Annotated in this window: 23 protein-coding genes, 2 pseudogenes and 1 riboswitch; of the genes and pseudogenes, 15 read left to right on the plus strand and 10 right to left on the minus strand. The window is 36.7% G+C overall.

Annotated features, from left to right (window positions below; translation table 11 throughout):
• The first annotated feature begins 1 nt into the window (after position 1).
• On the plus strand, positions 2-1,000 hold the full coding sequence (locus Q9306_RS09480; protein ID WP_306197619.1) for an ABC transporter permease: 999 nt from the start codon (positions 2-4) through the stop codon (positions 998-1,000).
• 221 nt (positions 1,001-1,221) lie between these two features.
• Positions 1,222-1,434: pseudogene (locus Q9306_RS09485) on the plus strand (hypothetical protein); the annotation flags it as partial.
• Between the two features lie 299 nt (positions 1,435-1,733).
• Here the strand turns inward: Q9306_RS09485 and brnQ2 are convergent.
• The gene (brnQ2, locus tag Q9306_RS09490) at positions 1,734-3,053 is read right to left on the minus strand and encodes a branched-chain amino acid transport system II carrier protein BrnQ2 (protein ID WP_306197621.1); all 1,320 of its coding nucleotides are present in this window, start codon (positions 3,051-3,053) and stop codon (positions 1,734-1,736) included.
• A gap of 431 nt (positions 3,054-3,484) precedes the next feature.
• On the opposite strand from brnQ2, the gene Q9306_RS09495 reads away from it, so the two are divergent.
• Complete coding sequence (locus tag Q9306_RS09495; RefSeq protein ID WP_306197624.1) at positions 3,485-3,676, plus strand: hypothetical protein; 192 nt, start codon at positions 3,485-3,487, stop codon at positions 3,674-3,676.
• A gap of 48 nt (positions 3,677-3,724) precedes the next feature.
• Here the strand turns inward: Q9306_RS09495 and cotJC are convergent, their stop codons facing one another.
• The 3 genes from cotJC to Q9306_RS09510 all read right to left on the minus strand — a co-directional run bounded on the left by cotJC (position 3,725) and on the right by Q9306_RS09510 (position 5,191).
• Positions 3,725-4,294, minus strand: a complete 570-nt coding sequence (cotJC, locus tag Q9306_RS09500; RefSeq protein WP_098917395.1) for a spore coat protein CotJC — start codon at positions 4,292-4,294, stop codon at positions 3,725-3,727.
• A gap of 410 nt (positions 4,295-4,704) precedes the next feature.
• A complete protein-coding gene (locus Q9306_RS09505) occupies positions 4,705-4,968 on the minus strand; it encodes a spore coat protein CotJB (RefSeq protein WP_306197627.1) in 264 nt (87 codons plus the stop codon).
• 7 nt (positions 4,969-4,975) lie between these two features.
• Positions 4,976-5,191 (minus strand): spore coat associated protein CotJA, encoded by a 216-nt coding sequence (locus tag Q9306_RS09510; protein ID WP_306197629.1) that lies wholly within the window; start codon positions 5,189-5,191, stop codon positions 4,976-4,978.
• A gap of 110 nt (positions 5,192-5,301) precedes the next feature.
• Here Q9306_RS09510 and Q9306_RS09515 point away from each other — a divergent pair, with 110 nt between their 5' ends.
• Positions 5,302-5,700: a VOC family protein gene (locus Q9306_RS09515; protein WP_306197631.1), complete on the plus strand. Its 399-nt coding sequence runs from the start codon at positions 5,302-5,304 to the stop codon at positions 5,698-5,700.
• Positions 5,701-5,873: pseudogene (locus tag Q9306_RS24770) on the plus strand (DUF2935 domain-containing protein); the annotation flags it as partial.
• A 201-nt stretch (positions 5,874-6,074) separates the two neighbouring features.
• Here Q9306_RS24770 and Q9306_RS09520 read toward each other — a convergent pair.
• Positions 6,075-6,536 (minus strand): hypothetical protein, encoded by a 462-nt coding sequence (locus Q9306_RS09520; protein WP_306197632.1) that lies wholly within the window; start codon positions 6,534-6,536, stop codon positions 6,075-6,077.
• 542 nt (positions 6,537-7,078) lie between these two features.
• Here Q9306_RS09520 and Q9306_RS09525 point away from each other — a divergent pair.
• The 3 genes from Q9306_RS09525 to Q9306_RS09535 all read left to right on the plus strand — a co-directional run bounded on the left by Q9306_RS09525 (position 7,079) and on the right by Q9306_RS09535 (position 8,244).
• Complete coding sequence (locus Q9306_RS09525) at positions 7,079-7,357, plus strand: YkvA family protein (protein ID WP_306197634.1); 279 nt, start codon at positions 7,079-7,081, stop codon at positions 7,355-7,357.
• Between the two features lie 11 nt (positions 7,358-7,368).
• On the plus strand, positions 7,369-7,974 hold the full coding sequence (locus Q9306_RS09530) for a DedA family protein (protein WP_306197637.1): 606 nt from the start codon (positions 7,369-7,371) through the stop codon (positions 7,972-7,974).
• Positions 7,975-8,040: 66 nt separating this feature from the next.
• Positions 8,041-8,244, plus strand: a complete 204-nt coding sequence (locus Q9306_RS09535) for a hypothetical protein (RefSeq protein ID WP_306197640.1) — start codon at positions 8,041-8,043, stop codon at positions 8,242-8,244.
• A 40-nt stretch (positions 8,245-8,284) separates the two neighbouring features.
• Here Q9306_RS09535 and bcaP read toward each other — a convergent pair whose 3' ends face one another.
• On the minus strand, positions 8,285-9,688 hold the full coding sequence (bcaP, locus tag Q9306_RS09540) for a branched-chain amino acid transporter BcaP (RefSeq protein WP_306197642.1): 1,404 nt from the start codon (positions 9,686-9,688) through the stop codon (positions 8,285-8,287).
• A 254-nt stretch (positions 9,689-9,942) separates the two neighbouring features.
• Between bcaP and Q9306_RS09545 the strand changes: the two genes are divergently transcribed.
• Entirely contained in the window at positions 9,943-11,097 is a 1,155-nt protein-coding gene (locus tag Q9306_RS09545; RefSeq protein ID WP_306197644.1) for a cation:proton antiporter, read from the plus strand.
• A gap of 155 nt (positions 11,098-11,252) precedes the next feature.
• Here Q9306_RS09545 and Q9306_RS09550 read toward each other — a convergent pair whose 3' ends face one another.
• A complete protein-coding gene (locus Q9306_RS09550) occupies positions 11,253-12,158 on the minus strand; it encodes a DMT family transporter (RefSeq protein WP_306197646.1) in 906 nt (301 codons plus the stop codon).
• Positions 12,159-12,428: 270 nt separating this feature from the next.
• Between Q9306_RS09550 and Q9306_RS09555 the strand changes: the two genes are divergently transcribed.
• Positions 12,429-12,905: an Lrp/AsnC family transcriptional regulator gene (locus Q9306_RS09555; protein WP_306197648.1), complete on the plus strand. Its 477-nt coding sequence runs from the start codon at positions 12,429-12,431 to the stop codon at positions 12,903-12,905.
• 9 nt (positions 12,906-12,914) lie between these two features.
• Here the strand turns inward: Q9306_RS09555 and Q9306_RS09560 are convergent, their stop codons facing one another.
• Positions 12,915-14,648: an SgrR family transcriptional regulator gene (locus Q9306_RS09560; protein ID WP_306197650.1), complete on the minus strand. Its 1,734-nt coding sequence runs from the start codon at positions 14,646-14,648 to the stop codon at positions 12,915-12,917.
• Between the two features lie 106 nt (positions 14,649-14,754).
• On the opposite strand from Q9306_RS09560, the gene Q9306_RS09565 reads away from it, so the two are divergent.
• From Q9306_RS09565 to Q9306_RS09580, 4 genes are all read left to right on the plus strand, one after another.
• Positions 14,755-16,014, plus strand: coding sequence for an MDR family MFS transporter (locus Q9306_RS09565; protein WP_306197652.1), 1,260 nt, complete (start codon positions 14,755-14,757; stop codon positions 16,012-16,014).
• 204 nt (positions 16,015-16,218) lie between these two features.
• A complete protein-coding gene (locus Q9306_RS09570) occupies positions 16,219-16,764 on the plus strand; it encodes a GNAT family N-acetyltransferase (RefSeq protein ID WP_306197654.1) in 546 nt (181 codons plus the stop codon).
• A 222-nt stretch (positions 16,765-16,986) separates the two neighbouring features.
• The gene (locus tag Q9306_RS09575; protein WP_306197656.1) at positions 16,987-17,520 is read left to right on the plus strand and encodes a GNAT family N-acetyltransferase; all 534 of its coding nucleotides are present in this window, start codon (positions 16,987-16,989) and stop codon (positions 17,518-17,520) included.
• Positions 17,521-17,833: 313 nt separating this feature from the next.
• Complete coding sequence (locus Q9306_RS09580; protein ID WP_306197659.1) at positions 17,834-18,580, plus strand: DUF975 family protein; 747 nt, start codon at positions 17,834-17,836, stop codon at positions 18,578-18,580.
• A gap of 134 nt (positions 18,581-18,714) precedes the next feature.
• Here the strand turns inward: Q9306_RS09580 and Q9306_RS09585 are convergent, their stop codons facing one another.
• Both Q9306_RS09585 and Q9306_RS09590 read right to left on the minus strand, forming a co-directional pair.
• Positions 18,715-19,827 (minus strand): ABC transporter permease, encoded by a 1,113-nt coding sequence (locus tag Q9306_RS09585; protein ID WP_306197661.1) that lies wholly within the window; start codon positions 19,825-19,827, stop codon positions 18,715-18,717.
• A 609-nt stretch (positions 19,828-20,436) separates the two neighbouring features.
• Positions 20,437-21,855: an amino acid permease gene (locus Q9306_RS09590; RefSeq protein ID WP_306197668.1), complete on the minus strand. Its 1,419-nt coding sequence runs from the start codon at positions 21,853-21,855 to the stop codon at positions 20,437-20,439.
• Positions 21,856-21,987: 132 nt separating this feature from the next.
• Positions 21,988-22,167: riboswitch (Lysine riboswitch) on the minus strand.
• A gap of 279 nt (positions 22,168-22,446) precedes the next feature.
• Between Q9306_RS09590 and Q9306_RS09595 the strand changes: the two genes are divergently transcribed.
• On the plus strand, positions 22,447-22,776 hold the full coding sequence (locus Q9306_RS09595) for a hypothetical protein (protein ID WP_306197670.1): 330 nt from the start codon (positions 22,447-22,449) through the stop codon (positions 22,774-22,776).
• The last annotated feature ends 49 nt before the right edge of the window (positions 22,777-22,825 follow it).

Genomic DNA, 22,825 nt, shown 5'->3' on the forward strand with positions numbered 1-22,825 from the left:
GATGTGGCAACATTTGAAACGTGATAAGCGCTTTTGGATTAGTGGTGGATTCATTACTATATTACTTTTGTTAAGCATTGGAAATACAATTTTTAATGATGGACATATTCGGAAGGTATCCATTCAGTTTAATAAAGATGGAATACCAGAAGTACCTCCATTTCCACCTTCGTTTCAGTTTTTACTTGGAACAGATGGAAAGGGATTTGATTTACTAAACTTAGTAATTGAAGGGGCAAAATGGACAATTGGAGTTTCGATACTCATTGCATTGTTACGTATTGTATTTGGAGTTTGTTTCGGTGTTTGTCTCGGTATGTACGTAAAGAGAGGATTTCCAAAATTAGAAGCTTTTTTTGATAGTTTTACAATTATTCCGATGGTTATGATTGCAGCTTTTTTATTAAAACATGCGATTAAATTTGAGAATGGCGAAGAAATGTCAACTTTTTTTGAACGAGCTTCGTTTGAAATCATTTTATTAACGGCGCTCGCAGTTCCGACCCTTTCTTTGTACGTTGCCAACGAAATTCGTAAGATATTAACAGAAGAATTTATTGATGCTGCTAAAATTTTAGGAGGAAGTAAACGACATCTTCTTGTAAAACACGTGTTTCCGCATTTGTACCCAACTTTCGTCATTGTATTTATGCAGCAATTTGTCCAGACACTTATCATCTTATTGCACCTCGGTTTATTAGATTTATTCTTTGGGGGAACGGTAAAGTTTTATGGAGGAGAGACTGATTCTTTTACTCATGAATGGTCAGGATTAATTGGGGTATACTTTCGTTCTTTATCAGTGCATCCATGGATTCCGCTTGTACCGATTACCTGTTTTGGATTAACCATTTTTTCAGGGAATATGATTGTAAAATGTATTCAGGATGCGGTGGCGAGAGCAAAACTAGGAGAGAGAAGAGAGCTGGAAGAAGTAGAGACGACACAATCTATAGCACAAACGAAGGAAGAATTGTTTGCGTTTAAGCACACGATGTAAGAACTTAAAACCCTTAAAACCATTTTTTTAGGTGGTCGAGAGGAACTGGCCGTGCGTAGAAGCGGTCAGGGCCTTTTTTCTGCCACGTGCGAGGTTTTAAAACAAAGGTAGGGAACGAGAGCAGGACATGTTTTGGGTAGCGGTGACTTATATGTTAAAGGTAAAATAAAAAGACTAGGTGTTGATTTGGAATAAAGTTTGATACTTTATTTACACAGAAAGGAACATTAGGTATGAAAAAGTCAAGAGACGCTAAAGATTTAATAGATAGTTTAATACCAATGGGAATGATTTTTGGTTGTGCTATCGGTGTAATTTTTGGCATGTTTTTCAAACCAATCTTTCTAGTATTTACAGTTAGTCTAGGAACTGGAATAGGCTATTTATTTGGAGTTATTGCTTTTGGAATTTATAGTAAGAAAGAGAAATCATAGTTTGAGAATATGAATACCGGTGTAATTATTGCGGGGATAAGGTCTGTTATTATTATTATTGACGGAAAAAGGGAAGTAAGGGGCTTAAAAAACAATAACTTATGAGCGATTGTGGAGGATCAATAGTAGAAAATAATCAAACTTTTTTATGAAAGTTGAACAATACTTTATAAAGAAAGAACCCATTTTGATCAATCTTTTTCAAAGTGGGTTCTTTTAATTTAACGTAAAATTCGGATTTGCAAGGTGTTATTAGAGCAAACCTTAATTTAAAGCTATACTAGGGCTCCCTAGTCTTCTTATTTTGTAGAAACTTCACCTTTTGTTTGTGTTTGCGGAATGAAATAACCGACAATACCGCCGATAATTGCTGGAACAATCCAGCCAATTCCTAAGTTGTAAAATGGAATTGCACTTGCAAGAGATGAAATGGCAGATGGCATCATGCCGATGTTATCAAGGGCGTGAATACAGCTTATAATAAAGGCTGCAATCATGGCGCCAACATATACGCTCGGCTTTCTTTTTGTGTATTTATCAATAAACGATACGAAAATTAAGATAATTGTAATTGGATAAAGGATAATTAATACTGGTAGTGTCAGTTTAATTAATAAGCTTAATCCTAAGTTCGAAACAACAAAGCTAAATATACAAACCCACAGTACAAGTTTTTTGTATGATACATTTGTTAATACGTTTGAAAAGTAGTTTGCAAATGCACTCACAACGCCAATTGCTGTCGTTAAACAAGCGAAAATAATAGCTAGGCTTAATAATATGTTACCGCTTGTCCCAAATAAATTGTACATAATCGTCGCTAATAGCTGGCCGCCGTTTTCAAATTGTCCAAGGTTTCCGTTTGATGCCCCGATATAGCCTAGTGCGAAATAAATGACTGTTAAAAATAACGCCGCAATGCTTCCGCATACAATTGTATATTTCGTAATTGCTTTTTTATCATTTACTCCATTTTGACGAATCGCATTCACAACAATGTTAGATAATACAAGTGCTCCAATTGCATCTAATGTTAAAAATCCTTCTAAAAACCCTTTGAAAAAGGGAATGTCGTTGTAGTCACCAATCGGAGTAGCAAATGAACTTGTTGGTGAAAGAATTGCTTTTGTTGCCATAACCGCAATAATAATAAGCAAAATAGGTGTTAAAATTTTTCCGATGTGATCCACTAATTTGGTAGGGTTTAACGATAGGAAATAGGTAATCGTAAAGAAAATTCCTGTAAAGAGCAACATCGAATACCAGTGATCTTGGAACAGTGGTACAATGCCGATTTCGTATGAAACAGATCCTGTACGCGGGATAACGAAAAGCGGTCCAATAGAAAGGTAAATAATGATGGATAAAATTGTTGCGAATTTTGGATGAACACGGCTTGCAAGTGTTTTGAAGCTGCCTCCTACTAATGCAACTGCAACAATTGCTAATAGTGATAAACCGACATCTGTAATGACAAATCCTGCGATAGACACCCACATGTTCTCTCCAGATGAAAGACCAAGCAGGGGCGGGAAAATCATATTACCAGCACCAAAGAAAATCGCAAATAGCAATAAGCTAATCGAGAAAATTTGGGATGGTTTTAAAGTTGTACGCATTCTATAAAAATCCTCCTAGATTATTTTTGTCGAAAATTCAAATAATTCGTCGAATTGATGTTTTAATTTTAAAGGTCTGACGACTAGAAAGCAACCGTTAATTTTTAAAAGATGTAACTACTCAGTTACTTTATGAAAAACCGACAGAAAAGCATTTTTTTAAATGGGCGAGAGGGACTGGCCCTGCATAGAAGCGGTCAGTGCCTTTTCCTGCCACATGCGAAGTGAAAACAAAGGGAGAAAGCGAGTGGAAGCTCCTTTTTTTCTGCATAGCAGCAATCTATATGCCGGGAAATCAAAATGAATTCATATAAGGGAGGAGATGAAAAAGAAATATGGAAGATCATAAATAGGGGCTTACTGCCCACGAATAGCGGGATAAATAATTTTTTATCATGATAAGGTAAATACTGTTAAACTATAAAAAGGAGGTGTTTAAATTTAATAATAAGTTTTTAGGATTTATTTTTGCTTCCGTAGGTATGGTTTTCTTAATGTTATCATTTACATTACCGGCACCAAGTGTATTATGGGCAGTTTCACTTGGAACAAGTGTTGTAATGAATTTCGCGGGTACTGCAATTATGATGAAAGTTATTAAAGCAGCGAAAGAGAATGTATAATGAAACGAAGTGACCTAATCTTAAGGTCACTTCGTGTTTTCATATATTTTAAAAATAAATTTGCCGATCTCGTTCTTCTTTTAATATTTCAACTGCTTCTCGAAAGCGCTGGGAGTGAACAATTTCGCGCTCTCGTAAAAAGCGTAATCCATCGTTTAAATCGGGATCGTCGGACATATTAATGAGCCATTGATATGTGGCTCTCGCTTTTTCTTCGGCCGCGATGTCTTCGTATAAATCTGCAATTGGATCTCCTTTTGCTTGTATGTATGTGGCTGTAAAAGGGGCGCCTGCGGCATTGTGATAGAAAATGGCGCTGTCATGATCAGCGTAGTGAGCATCAAGACCGGCCGCTATCATTTGATCCGGTGTGGCATCCTTTGTCAATTTGTATACCATTGTCGCGATCATCTCAAGGTGTGCAAATTCTTCCGTTCCAATGTCTGTTAATAAACCAACGACTTTGTCAGGGATGGTATAGCGCTGATTTAAGTAGCGCAGGGCAGCAGCTAATTCGCCATCAGCGCCGCCGTATTGTTCAATTAAATATTTAGCGAGTTTTGGATTACAAGTACTTACCTTTACAGGATATTGTAATTTTTTTTCATAGATCCACATGTTTTTCCCACCTTTATCCCGCTATTCGTGGGCAGTAATACTCCCACCTCAAAATTCAGCAAAAGCATTGTCCAGTTCCAGTGGCTAGAATGTTCGGTGGCTTCGCTTCTTCCTACGAGGTAAAAAACACCTCTACGTCAGAAGCTCCATCCCCCTCACATTCTGGACGAGCCACTTCCACATTTCTTTGTTGTCCAGCTCTAGCGGCTAGAATCTCCGGTCGTTTCACCCCCTCGGACGAGGCAAAAAGCGCCTCGTCCGAGGGTGCTCCAACGTCCTACGATTCTGAGCGAGCCGCTTCCGCTTTTCTTAAGAAGTTAGGCGGGAGATAAACTGCCCGTAAAAGCCCGATTGGTCGGGCTAATAATCAGTGGGGGATGAAGAAAACCCCCACTGATTAAAGTTTCACTTTACATTTGCCATGGCCAAGGTCCTTTATTCCATTCCCAAGGAGCTTTTGAATAACTATTTCCATATTGCTGAAGCGGCCCGTATTTTTCTTCAATTTGCTGTTTTAACAGTCTCCGTTTATAGGAAAAATCATTAAATTGTTTAATGGATGCAACATCATCAGGATGGGTATCTAAATATAGAGTCAGTTCAACTAGTACAAAATCGAGTTCCTGCATTTCTTCCATCCATTTATAAAATTCATCGGGAAGTGGTTGCGCCATGATAGCCTCACCGTCCTTTTTTATAAGGATTTTCATAATAGTCATATAAAGCAGGCCACAGTGTCCCTTTTTTTAATGCTTCACTCGGAGAAAATTGTGGTAAGTTTGTTGGTTGAAATCCCATATATAAATGCGGCGGGGTAAAGTAGTATTTCTTTCCGATTGGTGGACATGGATCTTGCGGACCGTGATACGGTGTGTATGATTTCACAGATTTATTCAACCTAGACACCTCCTTTGGAAAACGTCGCTATTATGTATTGTATTCGAACATAATTATCGTTTATGACTCATATACAAAAACTAATAGATGGAAAAGGGAAAGGAGATAAGATGGCACATTCTGTTGTGTTAGAGGTGAGAGATTTAAAGAAAACATTATATTTTTATGAAGGTATATTAGGGTTTCGGCCAAGTGTAGAGAGGCCGCAATTAGATGTACCTGGAGTGTGGTATGATGCAGGTGAGATGCGGATTTGTTGTGTTGTAAATAAGGGAAAAGAAGTTATTCATTGTGAACAAGCCCTTATGGAAATTGAAGTAACTATACAATTGCATGAAGTGGAAATTTTACTGAAAAAGTTAGATTACTATCAAGTGATGTACACAGAAATAGAAGATTATATAGAGAAGAAAAAAGTGATATCTGTATATGATCCTGACGGGCATATGATTCAATTGCAATCACAATATGAGAGTGAAGAGTCAATATCATCCGCAAAAGGTATGTGATCAAAAGATGTTTCGCTAGAAATGAATTTATTTGCGAGTTTTCTTCGTGAATTAGAAGAGTTAGAGTTATCGGAACAAGTGCTAAGTTCATTTTCGGCAAGGGAAGAGGGGATTATTTATTAAAACTTTCGCAGTCTTCGGGAGTAGAGATTCTAAATTGTAAACTTGTTTAAAAACAAAAAAGCTAGATTCATTCTAGCTTTTTCCACACTTATTTATAATTTAATAAATTAGTCCGCAAACAATAAAAAATGATAACTGCATAATATTTTGTTAAAAAGATAAATCATTGGGTGATTCATAATATCTTTTCTCGTGTGTAAATCCAGCGTAGCTCGTATCTTTTTTTTCGACAATAACCTCTGGTATTTATTCTACTTAGCTTTGATTTTCTTTACGATGGATTGAAGCATATTAACAATCTCTTTTTCAAAAGTCTTATAAAAAGCATTGTTTGATAACGCAACAAATAGCAATATAAGACAAGCAACTTTTGTAGTGCTATCAACTGAGATATTTTTAAATTCCCATTCAGTTAAAGTTTTTTCTCCGATGTTTACGATTGAGAACGCACCTGAAATATATGTAGCAAAAAAATGTACCCGATAAAACGGTTTTAAAAACTTATCTGAATCATATTTCCAAATATAAATAAAATGTAATAAAAATGAGAATATAGCTGATAAAATACTAGACGCTACTAATATAGAAAGAAATGCTCCTATTGAATCTGGATCCATAAACATTGAAAGAAGTGGTGATGCCCAATTAGAAACTTGAAGTCCAAAGATTACTGTAAAAAAATACATAATTAAATAATAGAAATAAACAAACATATAGTACTCCTCTTCTAAAAAATAATAAAGTAAACGATTATATTTTGTGGTTCTGATTGTGGCCTTGTTGTTTCTTGTTTTACTAAAATAACTCTCCAGGAATTATTAGTTTTGATTATTAACGAAATAATATGTCCACTTTAAAACCACATTTACTACATTCAATTAGAATAATTACATTCTGTGTTACCGTCAATAATTTTTTGTAAATAAAGACTTCCTTTCTGCAAGCAGACCGTAAAGTTCATCGGGAGGGGCTATTTACTGGATAGTCTAGTATTCATACATAAGAGAAATCATTGACTTTTTAATTGAAACCTTTTAACATAGCGGTATAAAACATGTATATAAAGGGGAGTAGCTCTAGCAGCAAAGTCGTCATTACAGGGAGAAACCCTCGGCTTTGTTGGCAACAATCGTGTTGTTAGTGAGACCTTTACCAATCATGGTAAAGGCCCCCTATTGTCTTTTTTAGGACCTTTACCATTTCGGTAAAGGTCCTTTTTATATGCGTAATAAGAGACCGAGAGAGGAGAAAGAATATGAGAAAGTTGTGGAAAAGAGTACGTCTCATCTTTCAAGTGCGTAAATTCATTCCATTTTTAGGTGAGTTCTTTACATCGAAGGATGTTGAATTGAAGAAGAAAATGCTTTCTATCTTATTCTTATGTGGATATGTCATGTTTCCGTTTGACATCATTCCAGATTTTTTATTGTTTTTTGGTGTACTAGATGACGTGGCGGTGATTCTATTTATTTTGCAGCGGATTGTGAAGATGGCTCCTGTTCATTTACAGGATAAATATGGATTAATAGAATAGGAGAAATATAGATGGAGCAACTGATTTTAGATTTTATTAATTACTTAAAACAATTTTCTTATTTTGGTGTTGTGTTAGCTTTAACGTTTGAGTTTGTCCCAGCTGAAGTTGTCTTGCCGCTCGTTGGCTATTGGGTATATGAAGGTGATATGAATTTTTGGGTTGCCGTTGTAGCGGGAACAATCGGGGGAACGACAGGGCCGTTAACGTTGTATGCTTTAGGATATTACGGAGGCCGTCCTCTAGTAATCAAATATGGAAAGTATTTCTTTATTAAAGAAGAACAGATTCAAAAGGCAGATCAATTCTTTGCAAAGTATGGTCCAGTGGTAGCATTTACAGGGCGATTTGTTCCAGGTGTACGGACGCTCATTTCGATTCCATGCGGCATGGCAAAAATGAATATTTGGCAGTTTATGATTTACACATTTGTTGCGATGCTTCCGTTAACAGCGCTGTATATTTATGTTGGAATGAAACTTGGTCCGCATTGGCACAAGGCCGGCGCTATGGTAGAGCAGTATATGTTGCCAATGTTAGGAGTTATAGCTATTTTCTTAATTGGGTTTGTTATGTACAAGCTGGTGAAGAAAAAAGGTAGAAGAGAGTGTCGGTAAGAAAGGTAGGTCTGTAATAAAGATATGTTAAAATAGAATAGAGATTGTTTAGAAGGAGCGGATAATGTGTCAAACCGAAAGATAAAACAAATTCTTGAGTATGTATGGGTTGGTATCGTGCTCCTAGTCGGATATAAATTTTTGGGAGATAAAAGCCTGTGGATGCTTTTTTTAATAACCTTTGTATTAGGGGGACTAGGAGCGTTGTTTATTAACTTTTTCTTTGATAGTATGGAATCTTGGAAAAAGAAGAAGGAAGAACAAAAGTGATAAAAAAAGCAAGCTCGCTAAGGATAGCGAGCTTGCTTTTTTACGCTTCTTTTTTTTCATCGTTTGGCTTGGAAAGGATTAAATGACTGTTTCGTTTGGAGTAGAAAAAGTATACACATAAACCGATTGTTAGCCATACCCCGAAGCCAATCCATGTTTCTTTTGAAAGGTTGAACATCAAGTATAGACAACAACAAATTGCAATGATTGGCAAGATAGGGACAAATGGAACTCGGAATGCTCGCGGTAAGTTTGGATGTGTTTTTCGTAGGATCAGTACGGCAAAGCAAACGAACGTGAATGCTGTTAATGTACCGATACTTACAAGGTTTGCGAGTATGTGTAAATCTAATAATCCAGCAAGTGCCGCAGCGCCAATCCCCATAATCCATGTGTTTACTAAAGGAATTTTAAATTTTTCATTTACGCGAGATAATGCTTTTGGCAGTAGTCCATCACGGCTCATCGCATAGGAGACGCGCACTTGTCCATACATAACGACAAGAATAACAGTTGTCATCCCCGTCATTGCTCCTACAGCTAGTAAACTAGCAACTGTATCTTCACCAACAAATCTTAATGCATAAGCAACTGGATCTGATACGTCTAGTTGTGTGTAAGGAACCATCCCTGTTAATACGAAAGAAACGATGATATATAGTACGGTACAAATAAGAAGAGAGCCGATAATTCCAATTGGCAGGTCGCGCTGTGGCTTCTTTGTTTCTTCGGCAGCAGTTGCAATCGCATCAAAGCCTAAAAAAGCAAAGAATACAGTTGCAGCTCCGGCAATAATTCCGTCGTAGCCAAACGGTAGAAACGGTGTCCAGTTTTCTGGTTTTACATATTTTGCGCCGGCAACGATAAAAGCAATGATGACGGCTAGTTTAATTAATACCATAATATTATTAATACGTGCGCTTTCACGAATGCCTCTACTTAAAAGTAATGTAATAAAAAGGATAATGAGAACAGCTGGTAAATCAATGATGCCTCCTTTTCCAATACCGGGAGCAGAGGCGATGATGGCCGGGAGTTTGATTCCAAATCCAAGGAGTAGTGATTGTAAATAACCAGACCAACCAACGGCAACCGCGGCAACTGCGAGTAAATATTCAAGCATTAAACACCAGCCGACGATAAAAGCAACAATTTCTCCAACGGTCATATAAGCATATGTATAAACGCTTCCTGAAATCGGAATAGAGGATGAAAACTCAGCATAGCAAAAAGCAACGCATGCACAAGTAAAGGCAGCGATGAGAAACGATAGCATAATAGCAGGACCAGCGTGCTTTGCCGCAACAATACCGGTTAAAACGAAAATGCCTGTCCCAATTACAGCTCCAATGCCTAAAAAGGTTAAATCAAGAGCACTTAATGTTCGATTAAGCTGACGAGGTGCTTCGGTCGTAAGGGGTTTCTTTCGTAAAAGTGTTTTCAAATTTAAATCTCCTCTCCGTAAAATGGTGGTCTTACTCCCGTTAAAACGGGATCGATACAACTGCGAGGTTTCGTAGCACCTGAAAGAACGAAATAGAGAGTCGAGATTGTATGATATATAAATATAATGCAGTTGCACTTTTGGAATAAATATGTAATTTTACTTGTGAATTTATCATAATTCAGAATATTTTGTCAATAAAAACTGTAACAAATAAAACGACACATTTAAGCAAACACTATCGTAAGAAATGAATGCATTTTTTAGTAGGAGAAGATAGCATGTTATTTTATTTTGAACTTGTCGTCATTTTACTTTGTACAAAACTGGCCGGTGATATTAGCGTTCGGCTTGGACAACCGTCTGTATTAGGAAAGTTAATAATCGGTATTGTAATTGGTCCGGCAATGCTTGGTATTATTAATAGTTCCGAGCTAATTGATGAATTGAGTGAAATTGGTGTATTGCTTCTTATGTTTATGGCCGGGCTTGAAACAGATTTAGAGGAATTAAGCCGTAATCTTACATCATCCTTTGCTGTGGCGATAGGGGGAATTATCTTTCCGTTTGTCGGCGGATATGTTGGTGGTCTTTTGTTTGGAATGGTGCAGGCGCATGCCATTTTTTTAGGGTTACTTCTTTGCGCTACTTCTGTTAGTATTTCTGTTCAAACATTAAGAGATCTTGGAAAAATGAATACAAGGGAAAGCATAACAATTTTAGGAGCAGCTGTATTCGATGACGTTATCGTTGTTATATTACTAGCATTTGTAATGAGTTTTCTAGGTGCGCAAGAAGTGAATGTAACGATCGTCATTGCGAAGAAAGTCATCTTTTTTGTTACGATTTTTCTCATTAGCTGGAAGGCTGTTCCGTTCATTATGAAAATTTTGTCGCCGCTTCGCGTTTCGGAGTCATTAATTAGCGCGGCGCTCATTATTTGTTTTTCCTTTGCTTATTACAGTGAAATGATGGGGATTGCCGGGATTATCGGAGCGTTTGCTGCTGGAATTGCCATTTCGCAAACTACATATAAGCATGAAGTAGAACATAAAATTGAGCCGATTGCCTATGCCATTTTTGTTCCTATCTTTTTCGTAAGTATTGGGATGGAAATTACGTTTCACGGGTTAGGGAATCAAATATGGTTCATTGTCATTATGACTGTTATTGCTATCTTAACAAAATTAATTGGCTCAGGACTTGGAGCTCGTTTAACAGGATTTGATTTACGTTCTTCCATTAGCATTGGAGCAGGAATGGTATCGAGGGGAGAAGTAGCACTTATTATTGCTTCAAATGGGTTAACTGCAAATTTATTGGCGAAAGAGAGTTTTACATCGATTGTCATCGTTGTTATTTTGACGACAATTATTACGCCGCCATTATTGAAGAAGTATTTTGTGTGAGAGCTGGCAAAGGCCTTTGCCAGCTCAAGTTTTGTATCAATTATCGGCGATCTTTGCAATATATCGACCGTTTTTTAGAATATATCGGCGACTTTCACAATTTATCGGCGGTTCGACACAGTATAAAGATTCTTCGGCAATATTCAACATACTTCTTAATGGGTCTTTGCCAAGCGGGTCGATGTATATGAAGTCGTACTAGATTTGAAGTGTGAAAATAAGTAACAGCCACCAATCACAATCATACTTCCGACGATTTGTATCCACGTCATCCGTTCCCCTAATAAGAGAAACGCTAAAATAGCAGTGAAAATTGGGTTGAAGTTCAAGAAAATACCAGCTGTAGTCGCCCCTAATTTTTTGACGCCGATATTCCAGAAAACCATACATAATACAGTTGAGATCACACCTGTGTATAGAATAGATCCTAAGAACGAAGCGTTTACATTTGAAATTGTGAAATCAGAAACATTAAAAGGAATCAATATGATGAGACCGAAGATACCAGAATATAAAGTAGACATCATCGGCGTCGTCTTTTTCGTTGCCCATCTACTGCAAACAGAATAAACGCCCCATACGCATACCGCGGCCATCATCCACCAATCACCGATATTAAAATGTAAGGAAAACAGTGCATCTATTTTGCCTTTTGAAAGAACAAGCGTAACGCCAAAAAAGGAAATAATCATCGATGTGATTTGCCATATATTTATTTTTTCTTTTAAAAATAGCGCCGAACAAGCAGCGATAGAAATCGTATTTAATGTAGAAATAAGTCCAACATTTGTTGCTGATGTATGCTCTAACGCCCAAAATTGAAAAATGTTAAAGAAAACAACACCAGTAACTCCCATTAGAAATAAAGGGAGAATCGCCTCTTTCGGCGGGAATAGTTTCTTTTCTTTCAGCCAAACAATTGGGAAAAGGCAAATGACCGCAATGCCCCAGCGAAGAGTAGTAAGTGTCATCGGCGAAGCGTGCCCGACAAGAGATTTTCCCACAACGAAATTTCCGCCCCACAATAGGCTTGTGATGAGTAATAAAATAACATAAGGCATAATATGAGTTAGCTCCTTTTACAAGAAAGTAGGGCTTGCGCATCGCCCTCTTAATAAAAAAAGCCACTGTGCACGGTGGTGTAATACGTATATTTTAAACTATGTAAATTGTAGCATTTTTCTTGTTTGTCATATATGTTATTTTGTATAATTAATAAAATTCGAAATAATAAAAAGTAATTATATTATTTTGCAGAATTTTATTCATTTTATGTACGGTTGTCATGTGTTTTCGTGAATAATCTTTTGTGGTGAAAAGGGAGATTGGAAATGGAACAGTTAGATCATTTAGATGTCCAAATTTTAAATGTGCTGCAACAAGAAGGGCAGCTAAGTAACGCGGAGGTTGCTCGCCGCGTTAATCTGTCGCCGCCAGCTACGCATGCGCGGGTGAAGCGATTAGAAAACGAAGGATTCATTAATCGGCAAGTAGCTATTTTAAATCAAGAGAAACTTGGATTTGATTTATTATGCTTTATTTTTGTTAGTACAAATATTCATCAAGCGGAGAAGCTCGAAGTGTTAGAGAAAGCGCTGCGCGAAATGCCGGAAGTATTGGAATGTCATTGCTTAACAGGGGAGTATGATTATATTTTAAAAGTCGTGCACCGCGATCGAAACGAACTGGAACGTTTTATTCGTAAATTAAATATGCTCGGCATTACGAGAATTCAAACGAGTTTAGCGCTGCGGGAGATTAAGTATTCTACTATATTGCCGTTGCAGCGAGAAGGCGGAGCTATTTAGCTCCGCCTATTATGCATGAGGACGAATCCATAGTTTTGCAAAGTCCGTCCATCCGAACGAATCGATAGTGACATTTTGCAAGGCTGATGGGAAACTTCTTCTTTTTAAGACGTGGTAGTAAAAGACAAGAAGGTACTGGTCGCTAAGAAGTTTTTCGATTTTAGATATGAAGTTATATCGTTTTTCTTTACTTGGCTCTGCTATAAAGAGATCAAGCATGTTCTCAATTTGCTCATGATAATGCGGATGCCTGAAGCGATGAACAAAGCAGCTTTTATTTTTAAAAATATGTACAAAAGCCATTTCAAGATTAGCGTCGAGTACTTCGCCTGTTAAAATGATATCGGCTTGCTTAGCAATCTCTTCGTTAAAGTAATCAGTGACTAGAAAAGGATGAAGCTGCAGACGTATGTCGAGTGGTTCACAGCGTTTTTGTAACCAGATTGCATCGCTCTCGCTCCCTTTAAATGCAAAGAAATAGATGTGTATCGTCTCTCCATTATATGTACTTTGTTGCAAGTATTCTTTCGCTTTCGATAAAGATGTTTCTTTATGCATCGTACGGCTTTTATCGGGAAAGAAGCTATAAGCCGGCATTGTCCGATTATCACCAAGGTCTTGAATTAACGATAGGGGATCCATGATTTCTGCCCACGCTTTTCGGAAAAAGATATCATGCTGCGGACCGTGTTTTTGGAAGTTAAACGCTGCGTATATACAGCCGATTTCTTCTGTTTCCACTGCCTTTTCTTCTTTACATCCCATGTTCGGTAATTCGTAATTTGTTTGTATTTTGGACTGCTCTGGAATAAACCAAAATTCAATTTGATCAAGAAGTGCCCGCTCTTTAAAATAATCTGGAAATGCTTCTAAAATAACATTATCTTCAGTAAAGCTTTTTATTTTAAAGGGACCTGTACCACTATATTGATGAGTTTGAATCGTTACATCGTGCGGTAAAATGGATAATTGTACAGAACTTACGTAATGTAGAAAAAAGCGATTTGGTTTTCGTAAATGAAAGATAACTTGCAGAGGAGATGGATTTTCAATTTTTACAATTCCCTCTGTTAACCAGTCAAAAGGAGATTGAACGGTCTGTAATCTTTCGAAGGAGAAGATTACATCTTTTCCTGATAATGTTGTTCCGTGATGAAAACGAACGCCTTTACGTAAGTAGAATATCCACGTGAGTTGATCATCGCTTACTTCCCATGTATGTGCCAAATGTGGCTCGATTTCGTCCGTTTTCTCGTTATATTTCACTAATGTATCAACGATTTGGCTAATCAGATGACTTTCTGTTGTCACAGCTGCAAAAGCCGGGTCGATGGGGAGTAATTTTCGGTTATAAGGGATTTTAAGCACATCATATAGATCGTCTGAAGTTGTATATCCAAAATAAGTATTTAATCGTTCTTCTATTTTTTCACGGAGTAAGAAAGGAAGCGGTTCTTTTAATAGAAGGAAGACTTCTTTTAATTTTTCATTTTTTAAAAGCTCTTCAACATGCGGCAAGATCGCTTCTGTAAATGTATGAAGAAAGTAAATTTCTGTTTTATTCCCACGACCCCTTCCTGGTATCCAGTCAATCAGTTTTTCTTCACTCATTTTTTTCAGTAAAATCTTTACATTTTTTGTACTGCAAAATAAAATAGCGGCCAGTTCTTGGAGACTATTTTGAATGTGTTGTTCATTTGGAAAGGAAAGTCTTAGCCGAATATAGTGGTCCATAATTTTCATGTTATACAGCTCCTTTTTCTAAAAGGGGAAACTCTTCTGAATATTTTAACCTTTTTCTTCCTCTTTTTCAAAGTAAAATGGAGAAACAAGAAGGAGGGGGAAACAGATGGGGTTTTGGTCAATGCATCGCAACATTAAAATTAGAATTATTACATCCTTTTTAACTCGGACAGTAGGAACGATGATTTTTCCATTTATGGCGATTTACTTTTCCATAAAATTAGGAGCAGCACTAGCAGGGTTCTTATTGTTATTGAATGTAATTGCGTCGTTAATAGTTGGTTTATATGGCGGCTATATTGCCGATACATTAGGACGGAAAAAAGTCATGATTATCGGACAGATCATTCAAGTCGTCTCTATTGCTTGTATGGGAGTTGTGAACTCAGATTATATAGATTCAGCTTGGCTTACATTTGTATTTTTACTGATTAATAGCATCGGTTCTGGCGTGATGAACCCAGCAACAGAAGCAATGTTAATTGATGTAAGTACACCGGAGAATCGAAAAATGATGTACAGTATTAATTACTGGGCAATCAATTTATCAATAGCAATCGGTGCGATTTTCGGCGGACTTCTCTTTGAACACTATCGTTTTCAATTATTTATGCTGCTGACAGGCATTGCCTTATTAACGCTGTATTTAATTACAGCTTACATGGAAGAAGTATATGTCGTTCAAAAGAAAGTAGAAGAGAAGAACGTATTAACAGATATGGTAAACAATTACCGAGTTGTCGTGAAAGACAAGGCATTTATCCTATTATGCTTAGGAAGTATATGCGCATTATCATTAGAATTTCAAATTAATAATTATATCGGCGTCCGGCTGCAAAAAGAATTTGAAACGATAACATTTTCACTTTGGAACGGAAGTAATTTTGATTTAACAGGGATTCGGATGCTAAGCTGGATCTCTACTGAAAATACAGTATTAGTCGTTTTATTTTCAGCGTTTATGGTAAAAATCATGAATCACTTTGAGGACCGGAAAGTACTGTATACAGGTTTATTCATCTATACAATTGGGTTTACGATATTTGGAGCAAGTAACAGCCTATGGATTTTATTACTCGCAGGTTTGTTCCAAACAACTGGAGAAATGATGTATGTACCAGTCAGTCAATCGATTCGGGCAGATATGGCAAGGGATGATGCAAGAAGTTCCTATATGGCGATTAACGGCATGGTCTTTCAAATCGCAAAGATGGTTGGAACGCTTGGTATTATGATTGGTTCCGTTATTGCTTCTTGGGGAATGAGTATTTTGTACTGCCTGATCGGAATCAGTAGTATTCTCTTATTTAAGAAAGCGGTTGATATGTATCATCTTCAAAAGGAGAAAGTAGAAAAGATAGGGTAATGCGAAGGCTGCTTGTAATGATCTAAAAACCCTTTCTTTTTAGATGGACGAGAGGGACTGGCCGTGCATAGAAGCGGTCAGTGCTTTTTTCTGCCACGCGCAATGTTTTAAAACAAAGGGATAAAGCAAGAGCAGGTTATGTTGTATCCTGCTATAGCAGAGATTTGTATGTTAGTAAATCAGTTAGAATAGGAGGTAATAGTAATGAAGATTAGCCCAAAAGAATTTTATAGTCGTAATATACGTTATATGATTCGGTCTGCAGAGGAAGAAGATGCAAAAAAGTTATCTGAAGTACGATTGCAAATAGATGGTGAAACAGAAAATTTAGATAGAGAAAAAGGCGAAGCATACATAGATGAGGCTGGATTTAAAAAGATCATTAAAGAGGATACAGACAGCGCTAGTAATCTATTTTTAGTAGCGGAAGTAAGTGGAAGAATTGTAGGTTTTTCAAGGTGTGAAGGGAACAAATTGAAAAGAACGTCTCATAAAGTAGAATTTGGCGTGTGCGTATTACAAGAGTATTGGGGATACGGTATTGGAAAGAACTTCTTAATAGAATCCATCAATTGGGCAGACTCGCATGAAATTAAGAAAATCACTTTGAATGTTCTTGAGACGAACGAGAAAGCGAAAGACCTTTATGAAAGATATGGGTTTGAAGTAGAAGGGATATTGAAAAATGACAAAGTTTTATCGGATGGGAATTATTACCATGCGATTTTGATGGGGAGGTTTAAGGGGTAAAGTGTTATATATTCAAGTTAAAAAAAGACATAAAAACCCCTTTCTTTTAGAGGAAGACGAGAGCATCTGGCCGTGCATGGAAGCGGTCAGGGCCTTTTCCTGCCACATGCGAGGTTTAAAACAAAGGGAGCGAGCAAGTGCAAACCATGTTGTATCGCTACATAGCAACGATTTATATGTCGAAAAATTAAAATGGGTTTATATAGGAAAGGGAGTGGGAGAATGTTTCCTATTTTAGAAACAGAAAGACTAATCTTAAGAGAACTAGTAGAAGATGATGCACAAGCGATATTGAATTGCTTTTCAAATGAGGATGTATTACGTTACTACGGGCAAAATCGGCTAACAGACTTAGAACAGGTGAAACATATCATTGGGAACTTTTCTAATAGCTACAAAGAAAAACGCGGAATAAAATGGGGAATTCAAATAAAAGAAACAGAAGGAATTATCGGAACCATCGGATTTCACGACTGGTCTTCGGAACATAAGAGAGCGGAAATCGCTTATGCCCTTTTACCTGAACATTGGGGCAAAGGATATGCCACTGAAGCAGTTAAAAAAGTAACAACATACGGATTTCATGAGCTAAATTTAACGCGGATTGGAGCAGTTGTTTTTACAGAAAATCAAGCATCTCATGTATTACTAACAAAATTAGGCTTTCAAAAAGAAGGCGTTCTTCGAAATTATATGTATCAAAATAATGTTGCATATGATACGAACGTGTACTCCTTACTTCCAACTCGGAATTAAGTTTATCGGCGACTTTTACGATATATCGGCGCAAATGCTCCGTTTATCGGCGACTTTTCTAATATATCGGCGATTCGACAAGGGATAAAGATTCTTCGGTAATGTTCGACAGGTAAGTGGTCGCTCAGCTGGACTTATATCATATTAAAAAGAAGCTGTCTTAAAAGCAAAACTTTGGATACAGCTTCTTTTTTCATTTAGATATTAATAAACATAATACATAATGTAAAATTTGTTAAAAAATGCTATTATTCTTTATGTAATATTGTTATTCATATAAAGGATAACAAATGAATGGAAGGGTGGGATCAAGTTGATCAGTGACTTAAAAAAAGCAGCACTATCTTCATTAAAGGGTAGATGGGGATTAGGAGCAGGGGCATCGTTTCTGTATTATGCAATTCCCTCAGTTGCTATATCAATTATTGCAGGTCCATTTTTTTTACTGTGGAGCGTATGGATCACAATGATGGGTCCTAGTTTTTTTGTAGAGTATTCGATTACAGGAGAAGAGGAGATAAATGTAGTAGGCCTTGTTTTTGCTTTAGTTGCTTATGCCCTTTTAGTTGTTATTATGTTTATTGGTTCAATGGCTGTACAAGGCATTATGAATTATGGGTATTATAATGTTACATTTCGTTTAGCAAAAAAGGAATCTACTACGATTGATGATTTATTTGAAGGATTTCGAAAAAAGAATGTATTTAGATCTATAAAGGTAGGTCTTTTAACAGGTGTATACATATTTTTATGGAGTCTATTGTTAGTTATACCAGGCATTATAAAATCTTTCTCTTATTCTATGGCTTACTACATTTTGTTAGACAATCCAGAATATACTGCGAGTGAAGCGATTAAAAAGAGCCGAGAAATGATGAAAGGACATAAATTAGATTTATTCATACTATGTTTAAGCTTTATTGGATGGTTTATTTTAGGAGTATTTACATTTGGTATTGCGTATTTTTGGATTTATCCATATTACACTACCACAGTATCGCATTTCTATTTAAATTTGGTGAATAAAGATAAAATTGCGGAAGAAAAACCAGTTATCTAGGTGACGGAATATTGGTTTCTTATGGATTGTTCCATATTTCTATACGACGTTTTACGAGGAAATTTCACAAGGAAGAAGCTGTCTCCAAAAGGGCGTTGAATATCGACCTTTTGGGACAGCCTCTTCTTTTTATTTTAGACAATTGCTAGTTTTAATAAAATAACCCCAAAAAAGAACAAAAACTGCATAAAACTCACTAAATAGATAAACGTCATAAAAGCCCGCTTTCGTTCCGCAACTGAAACGGGATACAATGCTACAATACTATTTCCCGAAAAATAATTCCAAAGGGCACGGAGTTGTACAAATGATATGTATAGGAAACATACCACGGTGATTCCTGCTCCAATCAAGCTAGGAATGTAGTAGGAAAGAAAGCCCCCTACTAAAGTTAATCGTATATACATACCGAAATAATCGTTAGTACGTACAAAGGATAAACTATATAAATATAAAAAAGGGGATCGTTTTTTATATAGGATCCGTTCCATCCAAGTGGTGAGCCATTTTCTTTGTTTGACTTGCTGTTTGATTTGCGGCACATCTGTAAAGAAATGTACAAACTGATAAAAGCGCATGTCCATTTTTTCTTCTTGCTCTATGAAATATTCCCAATGAATGTACCCTTTTTGTTTGTTCATCGTATATAAAAATAGGAGTGTTACGATAAGGAGTATACTTCCTACAATCATCATCGAAGTGAATTGAAACATTGTATACGTAATGGCCGCATTACAGAATATCCGAATAAGCAACCAGTATGAAGCAGTTTCTGTATTTTGAAATGTCCAATGGATGTACATGTTCCACCATTTTATAAAAGAAAGAATGACAAAAGCTCCGCACAAAAAAGCAGGCGTTGTATGTAATGATTGTCCGGCAAGAGGTGTAATGATGAGCATTACACATAATAATGGAAAGAGTTGAATGAGATAACTATATAAAAGAGAACGCTTAAAATAATAGGTTAGTTTTTCTTCTATCGGCAATAGATATAGAATATCTGGCTTTTGTAAAAATGTGCGAATGGGAGACCGAGTCAGAATAATTGTAAGAAAAACTGTCACAATGGTTAATGCCACAGACTCTGATGGAAAGGAACGAAGAAATTTCGCATAATAATAGCCGCCAACGCCAAGTAGAATAAGGGAGCTATAAATGAGACTACTTGCAATGCGTGCAAAGTACATCGTGATTTTTTGTAAATGTTGCTGGAAACGACTCATCCAAAGTGTTTCGATTGTCATTACAGTCACCTCTGTATTGTGGAATTGTTACGATTTGAAATATATGAATAAGTTCTCGAAGCGACTTAATACCCGTTTTTTCGAAAATGTTCTAGCCTTTTATTTTTATGTTTTGTTCTTTTAGGCTTGTGTTCGGTTGCCATGCATAGGCTGGCTATAATATACATGCAATTAGATATTGCTAGTACGATTAAAGAAAAATGCATAATAGGTAAGACAGGGAAAACAGCTAAACACATAAGAGATGAGCGATTTAGAATAATTGCGAAGAAGACTAACATAATGGATATGATTAGGAAGGAAAGGGATACCATCATTTCCGTATTTAAATAAAAGTTGTGAATAAAGACTGTTAAATTGAGAGTGCATCCAAGAATTCCGAATAAATACCCTATAATATGTACAACGCTTCTCTTTTTAAAAACTTGTAACATGTTGTAAATACTCCTTATTCCTTTTTCTGTTATTTTATCATATGCACATCACGATATCATGGGTGAATTTGGAGAATATCTGTTAGTTTTACGCCGCACATGGACAGGTGCTCTCACCCACCCTAAAAAAGGGGTTTTATGTTTTTGTATGTAAATAAAAAAAGCAAGTCACCTGCTAGGCAACTTGCTCATTTTGTTTCTTTTTCTTCTCATCACGTTTCATTAATGGATAGAAAGCAAATCCGACGACAAATAATCCAATGCCAAGCAGGAATGTTTTCATATCAGAAGATCCTGTTTTAATAACCCATAGTGCATAAATGAGTGCAATTGCCGCAATGATTCCATCGATGATACGAGAACCTTTTTGATTTTCGTATGTTTCACCTGTCATCACGAGTTTAAGCTGGAAGATTGGTGAAACGAGATATGGAATTAAGTAGGCTAGCGTTGAAACGGTAATCACAAATGTATATGCCTCAGCAATTGTCCCGGATAGTGTTGAGAATAGGAACACTTGTGACATAATATTTGTTATACGAAGCGAATGAATCGGACTTCCTTTTTTATTTGTTTTTGCAAAGAAAGAGGGGAAGAACCCTTCTTTTGCTGCTTGATACGGTACTTCTGAGCTTAATAAAACCCAGCCAAGAATAGAACCAAATAAAGAAGTAAGTGCAAGCAGTGCCATTAATTTTCCACCGCCATGCCCCATTGCTGCCGATAATGCATCTGCTAATGGTCGTTCAGATGTTTGGAGTTTATCGATATGAAGAACGCCCATTGTTAAGATTGTAATTCCTAAGTAAATGCAAACTGTTAACAATAAACCAGCGACAGTTGCGTGTTTTACCGTTTTTGGTGAAACGGCACGGTTTGATAGTAAGACAGCTGACTCAATGCCGATAAAGGCCCAAAGTGTTGTTAAGGCAGCTAAGTTTACTTGTGATAATAGTCCGTGTGAAATACCTTCTTTATCAATAATCGGTGTATACCATTGTCCAAGTTTAGATGCTTGGAAAGCAAATAATGTGACAACGATGAAGAGAAGGAATCCTGTTACTTTCGTTGTAGTTGCAAGGAAGTTTAGTTTCCCAGCACCGCTTATGCCGTTCGTTAAAATCATGTGTGTTCCCCACAGTAAAAGGGTACAAATGGAGAACGTAATCAGTTTTCCAACTTCAATGTCAAGCGTTCCGATTGAAAATAATACACGTGTATCTTTCATAATTGGGAAGAAGAGCGATAAATAACCAGCGAATGATGTAATGATCGCGACGTTACTTGCCCAGTTTGCAACCCAATAGCCCCATACGATGCTAAAACCCGCCATTTTTTTCGTTTTTTGTGAAGAAAAGAGTGCATAAGCATGACTTTGCGGGCCTGTTGTTAAATCAGGACGACGAATTGCTAAATTACCGAAAACAAGAGCGAGCATTAACACGCCAAACCCTGTTGTTAACCAAGCTAATGTAACACCAAGAGGGCTAGCTGTTTGTGCTAATGTACTCGGAACCATGAAAATACCAGCTCCGACCATATTTCCAACTACAAATGCAGTGAGTACCCAAAAGCCCCATTTTTTTTGTTGCATAGAAATTACCTCCAAAATTAGTATAACCAAGTCAAGCGAGGAGATATGTATGTGTTTGAAGTTCCAAACAAAACAAAAAAGCGCGTATATGTTCACGCGCTTCTCAATCTTATTAAGAAACCCACGGACATATCTCTCGATAGCTCTCCACAAGCAAAAAGCTTGTGACAGTCCTGCACTTATTCAATGCAGACCCAGCAAGAAAGCGTTGTGGATACTTCTTGCTTCGGCAATTATTCCTTTTTGATTTGTTCAGCGATGCCACACATCTCCCAAATCATACTATTAATAATTGCAACCTCTACCTCACCGAGATACGAATGAGGATTTATATATAAAGTTAACATAACCAAGGGTAACAAATGGATTTTTATTCGTCAATGCAATTAAATATAATCGGATGATTGCGAGAATAGAGTATGTTTAAAATAATGAAACAACTTCTGGATTTGCATCATACAATATGTATATAAAAGAAGGGGAAGTGCAGCTTTTATCATGGAGAGCACTTTGATTTCCCTAGAACTTTGAGGTAGGGATAAGCGGATGGAGAGATGGTTTAAGAGGAACTGTTTTATATGCGGAAAGGGAATGGATACGTGTGAAAAAACGGATCCGATAGAGGAGTTGAAAAAACAAAATGAAGAGCTCGCAGCTTCTTTAGAACAGTGTATGAGGCTACTCCATAACATACAAAAGAATATAAGTGAAAAAACAGAAAAGAGTGCATTGCCTTCTCTTTTTTCGTTAGGAGATAAGATAGAAATATTTGACGGAGAAACGAGTATAAAGGGTATTTTTATTGATTGTACAAATGAATGGCTATATTGGATTAACGTAGATTATGATTTAACCATTAGCCATATAAACAGTGTAAAACATATTATAAAAAAAGAGTCTATTCAAAAAGGGTTTCTCTAACTCCTTTTGATATAGACCCAGCGTCTTTTTGTGAGAGGGTAAAACATTT

Source organism: Bacillus multifaciens, from assembly GCF_030756675.1.
GTDB classification, from domain to species: domain Bacteria; phylum Bacillota; class Bacilli; order Bacillales; family Bacillaceae_G; genus Bacillus_A; species Bacillus_A multifaciens.

What these genes read in the sequence shown, in the direction of transcription:
- Q9306_RS09480 (WP_306197619.1), top strand. Translation starts at nt 2, where the DNA reads ATGTGGCAACATTTGAAACGTGATAAGCGCTTTTGGATTAGTGGTGGA.
- brnQ2 (WP_306197621.1), bottom strand. Translation starts at nt 3,053, where the DNA reads ATGCGTACAACTTTAAAACCATCCCAAATTTTCTCGATTAGCTTATTG.
- cotJC (WP_098917395.1), bottom strand. Translation starts at nt 4,294, where the DNA reads ATGTGGATCTATGAAAAAAAATTACAATATCCTGTAAAGGTAAGTACT.
- Q9306_RS09505 (WP_306197627.1), bottom strand. Translation starts at nt 4,968, where the DNA reads ATGGCGCAACCACTTCCCGATGAATTTTATAAATGGATGGAAGAAATG.
- Q9306_RS09515 (WP_306197631.1), top strand. Translation starts at nt 5,302, where the DNA reads ATGGCACATTCTGTTGTGTTAGAGGTGAGAGATTTAAAGAAAACATTA.
- Q9306_RS09520 (WP_306197632.1), bottom strand. Translation starts at nt 6,536, where the DNA reads ATGTTTGTTTATTTCTATTATTTAATTATGTATTTTTTTACAGTAATC.
- Q9306_RS09525 (WP_306197634.1), top strand. Translation starts at nt 7,079, where the DNA reads ATGAGAAAGTTGTGGAAAAGAGTACGTCTCATCTTTCAAGTGCGTAAA.
- Q9306_RS09530 (WP_306197637.1), top strand. Translation starts at nt 7,369, where the DNA reads ATGGAGCAACTGATTTTAGATTTTATTAATTACTTAAAACAATTTTCT.
- Q9306_RS09545 (WP_306197644.1), top strand. Translation starts at nt 9,943, where the DNA reads ATGCATTTTTTAGTAGGAGAAGATAGCATGTTATTTTATTTTGAACTT.
- Q9306_RS09550 (WP_306197646.1), bottom strand. Translation starts at nt 12,158, where the DNA reads ATGCCTTATGTTATTTTATTACTCATCACAAGCCTATTGTGGGGCGGA.
- Q9306_RS09555 (WP_306197648.1), top strand. Translation starts at nt 12,429, where the DNA reads ATGGAACAGTTAGATCATTTAGATGTCCAAATTTTAAATGTGCTGCAA.
- Q9306_RS09560 (WP_306197650.1), bottom strand. Translation starts at nt 14,648, where the DNA reads ATGAAAATTATGGACCACTATATTCGGCTAAGACTTTCCTTTCCAAAT.
- Q9306_RS09565 (WP_306197652.1), top strand. Translation starts at nt 14,755, where the DNA reads ATGGGGTTTTGGTCAATGCATCGCAACATTAAAATTAGAATTATTACA.
- Q9306_RS09570 (WP_306197654.1), top strand. Translation starts at nt 16,219, where the DNA reads ATGAAGATTAGCCCAAAAGAATTTTATAGTCGTAATATACGTTATATG.
- Q9306_RS09575 (WP_306197656.1), top strand. Translation starts at nt 16,987, where the DNA reads ATGTTTCCTATTTTAGAAACAGAAAGACTAATCTTAAGAGAACTAGTA.
- Q9306_RS09585 (WP_306197661.1), bottom strand. Translation starts at nt 19,827, where the DNA reads ATGACAATCGAAACACTTTGGATGAGTCGTTTCCAGCAACATTTACAA.
- Q9306_RS09590 (WP_306197668.1), bottom strand. Translation starts at nt 21,855, where the DNA reads ATGCAACAAAAAAAATGGGGCTTTTGGGTACTCACTGCATTTGTAGTT.
- Q9306_RS09595 (WP_306197670.1), top strand. Translation starts at nt 22,447, where the DNA reads ATGGATACGTGTGAAAAAACGGATCCGATAGAGGAGTTGAAAAAACAA.